This window comes from Marinobacter maroccanus (genome assembly GCF_002933275.1).
GTDB lineage: Bacteria > Pseudomonadota > Gammaproteobacteria > Pseudomonadales > Oleiphilaceae > Marinobacter > Marinobacter maroccanus.
The window spans coordinates 38,806-51,550 of sequence record NZ_PSSX01000020.1; the positions used below are offsets into that span (position 1 = coordinate 38,806).

Consider the following 12,745-nt stretch of genomic DNA (forward strand, 5'->3'; position numbering starts at 1 on the left):
TACTCCTAATCTCTGGGTGGCGGTGGTGCCAGAACTTCCCGGGCACCGTTGTGGCCGGCGGCGCTTACCACGCCGGATGCTTCCATGGCATCAACCAGGTTTGCCGCCCGGTTGTACCCGATCTTGAATTTTCGCTGCACCGAGGAAATCGAAACACGGCGCCCTTCAGTCACGAACGCAACCGCTTCGTCATAGAGCGCATCGCCCTCGCTGTCTCCACCGCCTTCTGAAAGGTTGGGTACCCCGGGCAGGCTCTCGCCTTCAGCGCCGTTCAGGACATCGTCCACATACACCGGTTCGCCCCGGGCTTTCCAGGCGCTGACCACGCGATGGACTTCATCGTCATCCACAAAAGCACCATGGACCCGAACCGGTAACCCGGAGCCCGGTGGCAAGTAGAGCATGTCACCGTGCCCCAGAAGCTGCTCAGCGCCGCCCTGATCCAGCACCGTCCGGGAATCGATCTTGGATGAGACCTGGAACGACATCCGGGTGGGAATGTTGGCCTTGATGAGGCCCGTTATCACATCCACCGAAGGCCGCTGGGTGGCAAGGATCAGGTGAATACCGGCCGCCCGCGCTTTCTGGGCGATACGGGCAATCAGCTCCTCGACCTTTTTGCCGACGATCATCATCATGTCGGCGAATTCGTCGATAACCACCACGATAAATGGCAGGGTGTCGAGCTCCGGGCGCTCCTGCTCATCGTTGGCGAGATACTCGTCCGGCTTCCAGAAAGGGTCCAGGAGCGGTTCACCTGCGGCCACTGCGTCCTTGATCTTGCGATTGTAGCCAGCGAGGTTTCGAACCCCGAGGCTGGCCATCAACTTGTACCGGCGCTCCATCTCAGCCACACACCAGCGCAACGCATTGGCAGCTTCTTTCATGTCCGTAACTACCGGCGCCAGCAGGTGTGGAATCCCGTCGTAGATGCTCAGTTCAAGCATCTTGGGATCCACCATGATGAACCGGACATCCTCCGGACCCGCCTTCAGCAGCATGCTCAGCAGCATGGCATTTACGCCAACGGATTTACCGGAACCGGTGGTGCCCGCTACCAGCAGGTGTGGCATCTTGGAGAGATTGGCAACCATCGGGTTGCCACCAATGTCGTTACCCAGCGCCAGGGTCAGTGGCGAGCTGGACTCCTGGAACACCCGCGCACCAAGCACTTCGCTGAGCCGCACCATTTCCCGTTCTTCGTTGGGAATCTCGATACCGACGACGGACTTGCCGGGAATTACCTCGACCACCCGAACGCTGAGTACCGCCAGGGAACGGGCCAGATCCTTGGCGAGGTTGGAAATCTTGCTGACTTTCACGCCCGGGGCCGGTTTGATCTCGAACCTGGTAATGACAGGGCCAGGATTGACCTCGACAACTTCAACAGATACCCCGAAATCACCAAGTTTTTCCTCAAGCAGCCGGGACATATGTTCGAGGGACTCTTCCGAGTAGCCTCTTTCCTTATGCTCCTCGGGCGGATCCAGCAGGGAAATCGGTGGAATCGGGCTCTCAATATCTTCGAGCAATGAGGGCTGCTTGCTGCCCTTGTCTTTCGACTGGGACGGCTGTTCATCTTTCTTGAAAGGGGAAATCTTCAGAGAGCGCCCGGCGGGCTGAGGAGTAGGCTCAGCCTTGGCTGGCTTCCCGTTAGCAGCGGGCCCCTCATCGCGAGAGCTGAAACTTTCAAGTCTCGCCGGTTCCGGGTCCACCTCGGCAGAGAGACCATCCAGTGCTGGCTCCTTTCGACCGGCTTCCGGCCTGGGGGCAGCCTTCGGGGTTTTCGGCTTTTTCGGACCGAAACCGGGAATCCGCTGCCACCAGCGCGGCTTATTGGTATCAGCCTTTTTCCGTGCGTTATCAACGGGCGGAACTCGGTCTTTGACCACCGGGGGCTCAGCTTTGGGCTCTGGTTTTTCTGGCTTCGGCTTGCCTTTGAAAAGGCTCTTGATGGCCTGCCCCGTTCTGAGGGTCAGGCCACCCAACTGATCCATCAACCAGAACCAGGACAGGCCGGTGGTGACAGTCAGTGCGAAGAGGAAGATGGCGATCAGCAAAAGCGTCGTGGCCGGCAGGTTGAAAAAACGCACCATGGCATCGGCTACGGCCGTTCCAAGCACACCGCCCGAGGAGACCCCGAGACCAAACACCGAATAAAGCGACAACAGGCTGGTTGCCGAGAGAAGGATCAGCAGGAAGCCACCAAACCGCATCATGAAGAGCGGCCAGTGCAAATCCAGGGAATCGTTGCGCCGACGGATGAGCATCAGCGCGTAGCCGGCGATCATCACCGGGAACAGATACGCGACGTGGCCAAAGAAGTCCATGAAAAGGCTGGCCAGCCAGGCGCCGGTGCGACCGGCATAGTTCTGCACGCTGGTGTCATGGCCAATACTTGCCCAACCCGGATCCGAGGGGCTGAAGGTAACCAGTGCCATGGAAAGGTATATAGACAAGGCTATCAGCGCGATAACAGCGCCTTCACGGGCGCCCTGGGCTGCCAGGCGGCGAAAGCGCAGCTGCTTCTCTGTCAGTTCCTGTGGTGCTTTCTTCGCTTTTGCAGATTCGGCCATGACTGCTCAGACGTTATCGGTGCTTGCGTTCCGAAGCGCCTGAAAGCCCCTTTCAAGGTCGGTTTTCAGGTCTTCAACAGCTTCGATTCCCACGGAAATCCTGATCAGGTTTTCCGTAATCCCGGCCCGCGCCTTATCCTCCGGCGATAAGCGCCCGTGAGTCGTCGTGGCCGGATGTGTGATCGTGGTTTTAACGTCACCCAGGTTTGCCGTGATGGAAATCATTCGGGTGCCATCAATGAAGGACCAGGCCTCTTCCCGCGCACCCTTGAGCTGGAACGACAGCACACCACCAAATCCGGTTTGCTGTTTCTTCGCCAACTCATGTTGCGGATGACTCTGGAGCCCGGCATAGAAAACACGCTCAACCGCCGGCTGTTGCTCCAGCCACAGCGCCAACTCTAACGCATTGTCACAGTGGGCGCGCATACGAATTGGTAAGGTTTCCAATCCCTTCTGGAACACCCAGGCATTAAAGGGGCTCATGGTGGGACCGGCCGACCGCAGGAAGCCATAGATCTCTTCCATCATCTTTTCGGACCCGACCACTACACCACCGACACAGCGGCCCTGGCCATCCAGGTACTTTGTGGCCGAGTGGATCACGATATCCGCGCCCTGCTCCAGGGGACGCTGCAGCACAGGGGTGCAGAAACAGTTATCCACCACGAACAGCGCGTCGTTATCATGAGCCAACCGCCCCAGCGCCGCCATATCCGCCACTTCACAGAGGGGATTGGACGGAGTTTCAATGAACAGCATCCGGGTTTCAGGACGCACCGACGCCTGCCACTCGTCCATATCCGTGAGACTGACAAACGTGGTTTCCACGCCAAAACGGGCCATGTATTTCTGGAACAAAACATTAGTGGTGCCGAATACACCCCGGGAGCAGATCACGTGGTCGCCGCTCTGCAGCAGCGCCATGCAGGTACTCAGAATGGCGGACATACCAGAGGCCGTGGCGACCGCACGCTCACCGCCCTCCATGGCAGCGATCCGGCCTTCAAACGCCTGGACCGTAGGGTTGGTAAACCGGGAGTAGATGTTGCCGGGCTCTTCGCCGCCAAATCTCGCCGCCGCCTGTGCCGCGCTGCCATACACGAAGCTGGACGTCGGGAATATGGCATCGCTGTGCTCAAGCTGCCCGGTGCGGATCTGCCCTGCCCTCACGGCCAGGGTATCCACGGACATCCCCTCCAGATCGGATTCCGGGATCCAGACAGTTTCTTCGCGGCGAAAGGTCATCTACATCTCCTGCCTGAAAGCGGCGTTCAGTCTTCGTCGTTATGCAAGTCAATAATACCGTTATCCCCGTCGGCGCCGCTGGCACCCTCGGATCGCTTTTCGTCGTTCCGCAAGCCGTCGATCCGGCTCAGATACGCTTCATCGATATCACCGGTCACGTAGTTGCCGGTAAAGACCGAGCACTCCCAACCCTCGACGTCATCGTTCACGTCACTGACGCAGGTTATCAGGTCTTCCAGATCCTGATAGAGCAGCCAGTCGGCGCCGATCAGTTCCCGGATTTGCTCAACGGTGCGGCCATGGGCAATCAGCTCGCTGGCCGACGGCATATCGATACCGTAAACGTTCGGGTAGCGCACGGGGGGCGCCGCGGATGCAAAATAAACCTTGCGGGCGCCGGCATCCCTGGCCATCTGGACAATTTCCTTACAGGTGGTGCCACGCACGATGGAATCATCCACCAGCATCACATTCTTGCCCCGGAATTCCAGATCGATCGGGTTGAGTTTCTGGCGGACCGATTTCTTGCGCATTTTCTGGCCCGGCATGATAAAGGTCCGACCGATATACCGGTTCTTGATAAACCCTTCCCGGAATTTCACGCCCAGACGGTGCGCCATCTGCATGGCCGACGTCCGGCTGGTATCAGGAATCGGCATAACCACGTCGATATCGTGATCCGGTGTTTCCCGGAGGACCTTCTCTGCCAGTGTTTCTCCCATACGCAGACGTGCCTTGTAGACCGACACCTTGTCAATAATGGAGTCCGGCCGGGCAAAATACACGTGCTCGAAAATGCATGGGTAAAGATGGGGCTGCTCTGCGCACTGGCGGGTATAAAGGGTACCATCGGTTTCGATGTAGACCGCCTCACCTGGCGCAATGTCGCGCACGAGGGTGTAGCCCGCCGCATTCAGGGCAACGCTTTCAGAAGCAATCATGTACTCCTTGCGGCCATTCTCGTCAGTGCGCTCACCGTAACAGGCCGGCCGGATGCCATTCGGATCCCGGAAGCCCACAATGCCGTAACCGGTAATCATTGCAATAACGGCGTAGGCGCCCCGGCAGCGCTTGTGAACCGCGCTGACCGCCGCGAAAATCTCGTCCTTGGTCGGGTCCAGCTTGCCCAGCTTCTGCAGCTCATGGGCGAACACATTCAACAGTACTTCCGAGTCGGAGTTGGTGTTGATGTGCCGCAGATCGGTCCGGAACAGGTCCTTGCTGAGGTCATCAGCGTTGGTCAAATTGCCGTTATGGGCAAGGGTAATACCGTATGGACTGTTCACATAGAACGGCTGGGCTTCGGCGGAGCTGGAACTGCCCGCTGTCGGATAGCGAACGTGGCCGATGCCTACATTCCCCACCAGTCGCCGCATGTGCCGGGTGTGGAATACATCCCGCACCAGGCCATTGTCCTTGCGGAGGAAAAACCGCTCATCCTGAAATGTCACAATGCCCGCCGCGTCCTGGCCCCGGTGCTGAAGTACAGTCAGCGCATCATAGAGCGACTGATTGACGTTGGAAGTACTGACGATGCCGACAATGCCACACATGGATAAAGCAATCTCCGAGTGTTAAAACTGAATGTTACCGGGACGTGGACGCGGGTTCCACGCCTTCCTGCTAAGTACCGGATTCCGGTTCCGGCGCGTTTTCCGGCGCAGGTCCCAGAAAACGAGCAAATTCATCGCCCAGGGTTCGTCTGGACCAGTCTTCCACCACGGCCAGGCGATCAATGATAATCGAGGTTCGCCACCAGGTATCCTGGGCGAGCGGTGTGTAACGGGTGAAGGCAATGGCAACAATCACCACCACGACACCGCGCAAAAGCCCAAACCCCATGCCAAGCACCCGGTCGGTGGCGGACAGTCCAGTGGCCCGAATCAGGTGGCCAATCATGTTATTGATGATGGCCCCGACGATGAGGGTTCCAAAGAAGAGTATGGCAAACGCCGCAATGAGCCGAACCAGGGGCGTTTCAACCGTGCTTTCCAGCAGGGACTGCATCTGGGGATGGAAGGTTCTGGCCAGAATGAACGCCCCCACCCAGGTCACCAGAGACAAGGCTTCCCGAACAAAGCCCCGCTTCAGACTGATAAGGGTGGAAACTGTAATGAGGGCGATAATGACCCAGTCAATCCAGATCAGCGCTTCCATTGAAAACCCGGTGGAGAAAAGGAAGCGCGAATTCTATCAGGAAACCCCGGCTCGCCAAACCGCCAGACACACATAAACCGGAACCCGACCGCTATTTTTCCCCGGAGGTTACCAGACTGTTCAGACCAAAGGCATCGTCCAATGCCCTCTTGGCGGATTCGGCTTCAGATTTGGATGCAAAAGGACCGCTGAAAACACGGGTCAGCGTGGTGTCCCCGCGGACAACTTCCTGCAGATGAGAGCCATAGCCTTTCTCTCGCACCTGATCCCTGAGTCGGCGGGCGTTGTCGGAATTGCCGAAGCTTCCCAGCTGGACCACCCAGGCGCCTTCCAGGGAGCGTTCGTATTCAGCGGTTTCCCTGGCCGAACTCTCTGAGACTTGATCCCCAGTTTCGGACGGGGCACTGGCCTGCTCCTGGGCAGGGGCCGCCGAAGGCTGCTCGCCGTCAGGCGAGTGTGTCACCTCGGAGGTCGCTTCGTCGCCCGGAGATTCCTCAAGTATGCGATATCCCGGGGAGCCACTGCCATCTTCTGCAACCGGTGGCGCTGCCACACTGCTTTCGCCGGACTCAAGGCCGTAGGATGGGGCGGGCTCCAGTTCGGATTCGGGTGCTTCCACCTCGGGGAACGGTGGCTCCTCCGGAATCTTGATGGTGGTGGAGGTACGCTCGGAATGGGGCTCATCAAAGAGCATGGGAACAAAGATAACCGCCAGGGAAACAAGGACCAGCGCCCCGATTATTCTCTGTTTCAGTCCATCCACGTTGCTAGGCTCCCAACTGTTGTGACTGCGCCCCGAGAGGCACCTATCCGCAGATACTAACTGCCCGGGAGCCGGAACTCAAAGTGCTACCCGCCGCCATGGACAAAGTTTAAGGCGGCTACTCTAACTCTCTGCCGAATCGTCAGCAAGCAGAATCTCCCGACCCTCGGCGACCGTGAAGAACGAACCGAAAACGACGACAAGATCATTCGGGGCAGCGGAAGAAAGCGAGGATTTGAGCGCCTCTCCTACGGATTCGAACGCCGGAGCATGACCGATACCGGCATCGGCCAGCCTTGCCTGCAACTCATTCCCGGAAAGCCCCCTCGGTACATTCAGGCTGGCCAGGTACCAGACATCAACGACCCCGGCCATGGCTTTTCCGACACCTTCGACGTCCTTGTCCGCCAGGGCACCATAAACCGCATGGACCCGCCGGCCAGGGGGTTTCACGCTACCCAGCTGTTCAGCCAACCAACCGGCCGCATGGGGATTATGACCGACATCCAGAAAAATATCCGGGGAGGAACCAAGGCGCTCAAATCGGCCGGGCACGCAAAGGCCTAAAAGCACCTGTTCAATAACGGCAACCGACAGGCCTGGTTCAAGCTGTCGCACTGCTACGACGGCCGCGGCAACGCTCTTAACCGGCAACGGCCCGGCAGGCAAGCGAATCGGCTGGTTCTGATAATTCAGCACCACTGACGGAAATCCGGACACGGTCTGTGCTTCTGGCATTAACTCATAATCCCGCCCGAACATAGCCATCTGAACCTTCTGGGCCGCCGACTGCTGGAGCACCGAGCGTGGCGGATCGGCGTCCGCATAGACCGCGGGAATACCCGGCCTGAGCACCCCCGCTTTCTCAAAACCAATGACTTCCCGATTATCGCCAAGGTAGGCAACGTGGTCGATGTCCACCGATGTCAGTATGGCGAAATCTGCATCCAGAACATTCACCGCGTCCAGCCGCCCGCCAAGGCCAACTTCCAGGACCCAGTCATCCAGGCTGGCCTCATCAAACGCCACGAAGGCTGCCAGGGTTCCAAATTCAAAATAGGTGAGCGAGACATTGCCACGAGCGGCCTCAACCGCCTCAAACGCCTTAACCAGGGCATCGTCGGAAATATCCTCGCCATTCAGGCGCACACGCTCGTTATAGCGCTGGAGATGCGGTGAGGTATAGGCTCCGGTTCGGCGGCCGGCGGCACGCAACAGCCGCTCTACAGCCGCCACGGCGCTGCCCTTGCCATTGGTACCTGCTACCGTGATGATTCGGGCGCCCGGCTTTCGGCGGAACAACCGGCGCAAAACCACGAGCACCCTATCCAGGCCCAGATCGATCTCTGTGGGATGAATAGCTTCGAGGTAGGCAAGCCACTGATCGACAGTGGCACCAACCCCCGGCGAGGCCGGAGGCTGATCTGGACGGTTACTCGGCGGGGGCATCGGTTTCAGGCTTTTCCGTCACTTCAAACTCGATGGGCTCTTCGGTTCCGGGACGCTCCTGGCCGGTGAACTTGGCCAGCACGTGGGCAATGCGCTCACGCAGCTGGTGACGGTGGAGAATCATGTCGATGGCGCCATGCTCCAGCAGGAACTCGCTGCGCTGGAATCCTTCGGGAAGCTTTTCACGAACCGTCTGTTCGATAACCCGCGGGCCGGCGAACCCAATCAATGCATTCGGCTCGGCAATGTTGAGATCGCCCAGCATGGCCAGGCTGGCAGAAACACCACCAAACACAGGGTCTGTCATTACCGAAATGTAGGGAATCCCCTCAAGCTTCATCCGCTCAAGCACTGCGGCCGTTTTCGACATCTGCATCAGCGACAGGATCGCTTCCTGCATCCGGGCACCGCCACTGGCAGAGAAACACACCAGGGGAATTCGCTCCTTGAGGGCAACATTGGCTGCCTGGACGAACTTTTCGCCGACTACCTGGCCCATGGAGCCGCCCAGGAAGCCAAATTCAAAGGAACATGCAACCAGAGGCACACCCAGCGTCGTGCCTTTCATAGCCACCAGTGCGTCTTTCTCACCAGTGCCTTTCTGGGCCTGGGACAGACGATCCTTGTAGCGTTTACTGTCTTTGAACTTAAGGCGATCCCAGGGCTCAAGCTCGGCGGCAATCTCTTCCCGCCCATCCGGATCAAGGAAAACATCCAGACGACGGCGGGCCGCGACCCTCAGGTGATGGTTGCATTTGGGGCAAACATCCAGGTTTTTCTCAAGTTCCGGCTTGTAGAGAAAGGCGCCACACTTGGGGCACTTCTTCCATAACCCCTCTGGCACTCCAGTTCTCTGCTTGGATTCCGAGCGAATCTTGCTCGGCATGATCTTGTCCAGCCAGTTACTCATGGTCTCATCCTGTCCTTTGACGCCTGTTTGCCCTCCTCCCCTTCAATCAGGAGGCGAGACTGTCCAGTGCTTCACGCATCGGGTGGAGCAGATCCGTCAATGCCCGTTTAAGCTGGTCGGTATCTGCCTGATTTCTGGCTATTGTATCGACCAGGACGCTGCCAACAATTACACCATCGGATACCCGACCAACCGCTGCGGCCGTTTCCGCATCACGGATACCGAAGCCGACACCAACGGGAAGTGCAGTCAGTTCGTGAATATGACCCACCTTGGCGGCAACTTCGTCCACGTTAATGGAAGCGGATCCTGTCACACCCTTGATAGAAACATAGTACACATAACCGGATGAGTGCTCACTGATTGCCCGGATCCGGTCATCGGTGGTCGTTGGCGACAGCAGGAAAATGGCGTCGAGATCTCGCTGGGTGAACAGCGGAGCGACCTCGTCGGCCTCTTCCGGCGGCAGGTCCACGGTCAGGATGCCGTCCACACCAGCGTCCTTGGCGGCGTCTGCAAAGCGCTCGTAGCCCATGGCCTCCATCGGATTCAGGTAGCCCATCAACACCACAGGAGTCTGGTCATCTGACTTCCGGAACTCCTTCACCATGGCAATTACCTGCCGCAGCGAGGTGCCATGCACCAGTGCCCGCTCGCAGGCCAACTGGATAACAGGACCATCTGCCATCGGATCAGAGAACGGTACACCCAGCTCAATAATGTCGGCGCCGGCTTTCACAAGCGTATGCATCAGATCTACCGTGACATCGGGATGGGGGTCACCGGCGGTTATGTAGGGAATAAGTGCCTTTCGACCTTGTCCTTTCAGGGCCTTGAGGACCCCTTCAATTCGGCTCATGCCTGCTCCTGTTAATTCTTCAGATCTCGATGCCTTCAAGCTTGGCAACCGTGTTGATGTCCTTGTCGCCACGCCCGGAAACGTTGATAACGACGGTCTGGTCTTTATCCATGGTCGCCGCCAATTTGATGGCATAGGCAACTGCGTGAGCGGTTTCCAGAGCAGGCATGATGCCCTCAACCCGGGTCAGCTTCCGGAATCCTTCCATAGCTTCGTCATCCGTCACGGAAACGTAGTGCGCTCTGCCAATATCCTTCAACCAGCTGTGCTCGGGTCCGACACCCGGGTAGTCAAGGCCGGCACTGACCGAATGGGTGCCTGCGATCTGGCCATTCTCGTCTTCCATCAGGTAGGTTCGGTTGCCGTGGAGAACCCCCGGGCGGCCGGCACAAAGCGGCGCTGCGTGCTTGCCAGTTTCAATACCCAGGCCTCCGGCTTCTACCCCGTAGAGCTCTACCGACTCATCAGCCAGGAACGGGTAGAACATCCCGATGGCGTTGGAGCCGCCACCGACACAGGCCACCAGAGCATCCGGCAATTTTCCGGTTTTCTCGAGGGCCTGACGGCGTGTTTCACGGCCGATCACTGACTGGAAATCCCTTACCAACAGCGGGTACGGGTGTGGTCCAGCAACGGTACCGATGATGTAGAAGGTGTCGTCCACATTCGCCACCCAGTCACGCATAGCGTCGTTCATGGCATCTTTCAGGGTCTTGGTACCGCCCTGGACAGAATGCACCGTTGCACCGAGGAGCTTCATGCGGAACACGTTCAGAGACTGGCGCTGAACATCTTCAGCCCCCATAAACACATGGCACTCAAGCCCCAAACGGGCGCAGACCGTGGCGGTGGCAACACCGTGCTGGCCGGCACCGGTTTCGGCAATAATCCGCTTCTTGCCGAGGAAACTGGCAAGCAGGGCCTGCCCGATGGTGTTGTTTACCTTGTGGGCCCCGGTATGACAAAGATCCTCACGCTTCAACCAGATCTGGGCTCCTCCGGTCTCGCGGGTGAGGCGCTCGGCGAAATACAAAGGCGTCGGCCGGCCCACATAGTCGGCCAGCTCCTTATCAAACCGCGCCTGGAATTCCGGATCTTTCTTCAGACGGGCGTATTCTTTCTCGAGCGTCATCAGGGAATCCATCAGAGTCTCGGAAACAAACCGCCCGCCAAAGGCCCCGAAGTGACCCCGCGCGTCCGGCAGTGCGCTCAGCATTTCTTCAGTCAGTTTTACAGACACGGTGAACCTCTTTAATGAAATGAGAAATTTTCTGGATGTCCTTGATGCCTTTGTCCTGTTCAACACCGCCACTGACATCCACAGCCCAGGGTTTCACCTGCTTGACAGCGGCAAATACGTTATCAGATGACAACCCACCGGCCAATATAATCGGGAGCGGTCGATGGTCGGGGATCAGATCCCAGTTGAACGACTTCCCGGTACCGCCATACCGGTCCGGATCCCAGGCGTCTACCAACAGGCCGGATGCATTCCGGAACTCGTCAAAGGCGGCTTCTATCTGTCCCGCCTCCCGAACCCGAATGGCCTTGATCCAGCGTCGCCCGAAACCGGCACAAAAACCGGCATCTTCGTCGCCGTGAAACTGCAGCAAGTCCAGCGGCACCTGATCCAGAACCGTCTCAACATCCTGCTGGCTGGGGTTAACAAATAGACCGACGACCGAAACAAACGCAGGAACGCGTTTCGCCAGCTCCACCGCCTGTTGTACAGACACCGAACGGGGACTGGGTTCATAGAACACGAGGCCCAGTGCGTCCGCACCGGATTGAACAGCGCCATCAATATCTTCGGGACGAGTGAGGCCGCAAATCTTGACCCTTACGCTCATTGGCTCGGAACCCGCTGTTTGACATGAATGTGTGTGGGTGTGACCGGACGGTTTTCGGTCCTGCTGAACCATGGCCGCAGAAAACCCGGACCACATTCGGCGGCCGGTACCCCGAGCTCGTCAGGATAGCCCACGTCGACCAGGTAAAGACCATACGGAGGTGCGGTTACACCTGCAGCTCTTCGATCCCGGGCCACCAGTATCTCATGAATCCAGTCCGGTCGCTGCTTTCCCGAACCAACCGCCATCAGGGCACCGGCAATATTCCGGACCATGTGATGCAAAAACGCGTTGGCCTGCACGTCTATTACGACAAAGTCCCGCTTCCGGGTTACCGATATCCGCTCAAGAAACCGAATGGGTGTTCGGGATTGGCAGCCGGCGGCCCGAAAGGAGGAAAAATCATGCTCTCCGGCCAGCGCCTGCGCCGCATCATGCATGCGTTCCGCATCCAGCGGCCGGAAAGTCCAGCTTACCTGACCTCTTTGAATACCGGGACGCACGGGGTGGTTATAGATGATGTAGCGGTAGCGCCGGTAGGTAGCTGAAAATCGCGCGTGGAAATCGCCGACGCCATTCCCGGCCCAATGCACGGAAATATCTTCGGGTAACGCTGTATTGATACCCATAACCCAGGATCGGAGATTGCGCACTGAGGGGGTGTCAAAATGGGCAATCTGATAACTGGCATGAACGCCGGCATCGGTTCGCCCGGCACACACCAGATCAACCGGATGATCCGCAACCTTTGCGACAGCCTGGGTAAGTTCTGCTTCCACCGAACGGACGCCGGACTTCTGCAACTGCCAACCATGAAAACCGCGCCCGTCATACTCAAACGCGAGCGCGACACGCCCTGCCCCGATGGCGTTATCCGTAGTCAGTTGCTGGGTTTCGAGAAACAAGTGAGAATCCGGAAAGAGTGTTACTGTA

At 58.2% G+C, this 12,745-nt stretch carries 11 protein-coding genes; all 11 read right to left on the minus strand.

The genetic code is table 11. The features are described from left to right. Positions 1-5: 5 nt before the first annotated feature. Positions 6-2,576: a DNA translocase FtsK gene (locus tag KEHDKFFH_RS17240; protein WP_104323054.1), complete on the minus strand. Its 2,571-nt coding sequence runs from the start codon at positions 2,574-2,576 to the stop codon at positions 6-8. A 6-nt stretch (positions 2,577-2,582) separates the two neighbouring features. Further along, positions 2,583-3,824, minus strand: a complete 1,242-nt coding sequence (locus KEHDKFFH_RS17245) for an O-succinylhomoserine sulfhydrylase (RefSeq protein ID WP_104323055.1) — start codon at positions 3,822-3,824, stop codon at positions 2,583-2,585. A 26-nt stretch (positions 3,825-3,850) separates the two neighbouring features. Next, positions 3,851-5,377 (minus strand): amidophosphoribosyltransferase, encoded by a 1,527-nt coding sequence (purF, locus tag KEHDKFFH_RS17250; protein WP_104323056.1) that lies wholly within the window; start codon positions 5,375-5,377, stop codon positions 3,851-3,853. Between the two features lie 70 nt (positions 5,378-5,447). Next, complete coding sequence (locus KEHDKFFH_RS17255) at positions 5,448-5,981, minus strand: CvpA family protein (RefSeq protein ID WP_104323057.1); 534 nt, start codon at positions 5,979-5,981, stop codon at positions 5,448-5,450. 91 nt (positions 5,982-6,072) lie between these two features. Beyond that, entirely contained in the window at positions 6,073-6,744 is a 672-nt protein-coding gene (locus tag KEHDKFFH_RS17260; protein WP_104323058.1) for an SPOR domain-containing protein, read from the minus strand. Positions 6,745-6,867: 123 nt separating this feature from the next. Continuing rightward, positions 6,868-8,193 (minus strand): bifunctional tetrahydrofolate synthase/dihydrofolate synthase, encoded by a 1,326-nt coding sequence (gene folC, locus KEHDKFFH_RS17265; RefSeq protein ID WP_104323059.1) that lies wholly within the window; start codon positions 8,191-8,193, stop codon positions 6,868-6,870. Then, positions 8,177-9,103 (minus strand): acetyl-CoA carboxylase, carboxyltransferase subunit beta, encoded by a 927-nt coding sequence (gene accD / locus KEHDKFFH_RS17270; RefSeq protein ID WP_104323060.1) that lies wholly within the window; start codon positions 9,101-9,103, stop codon positions 8,177-8,179. The genes folC and accD overlap by 17 nt, the downstream gene beginning before the upstream one ends. A gap of 46 nt (positions 9,104-9,149) precedes the next feature. Further along, positions 9,150-9,962 (minus strand): tryptophan synthase subunit alpha, encoded by an 813-nt coding sequence (trpA, locus tag KEHDKFFH_RS17275; RefSeq protein WP_104323061.1) that lies wholly within the window; start codon positions 9,960-9,962, stop codon positions 9,150-9,152. A 19-nt stretch (positions 9,963-9,981) separates the two neighbouring features. Beyond that, positions 9,982-11,190: a tryptophan synthase subunit beta gene (gene trpB / locus KEHDKFFH_RS17280; RefSeq protein WP_422385704.1), complete on the minus strand. Its 1,209-nt coding sequence runs from the start codon at positions 11,188-11,190 to the stop codon at positions 9,982-9,984. Next, positions 11,183-11,812, minus strand: a complete 630-nt coding sequence (locus KEHDKFFH_RS17285; RefSeq protein ID WP_104323063.1) for a phosphoribosylanthranilate isomerase — start codon at positions 11,810-11,812, stop codon at positions 11,183-11,185. The genes trpB and KEHDKFFH_RS17285 overlap by 8 nt, the downstream gene beginning before the upstream one ends. Then, complete coding sequence (gene truA, locus KEHDKFFH_RS17290; protein WP_104323064.1) at positions 11,809-12,717, minus strand: tRNA pseudouridine(38-40) synthase TruA; 909 nt, start codon at positions 12,715-12,717, stop codon at positions 11,809-11,811. Before truA ends, KEHDKFFH_RS17285 begins: the two co-directional genes overlap by 4 nt. Positions 12,718-12,745 lie beyond the last annotated feature (28 nt).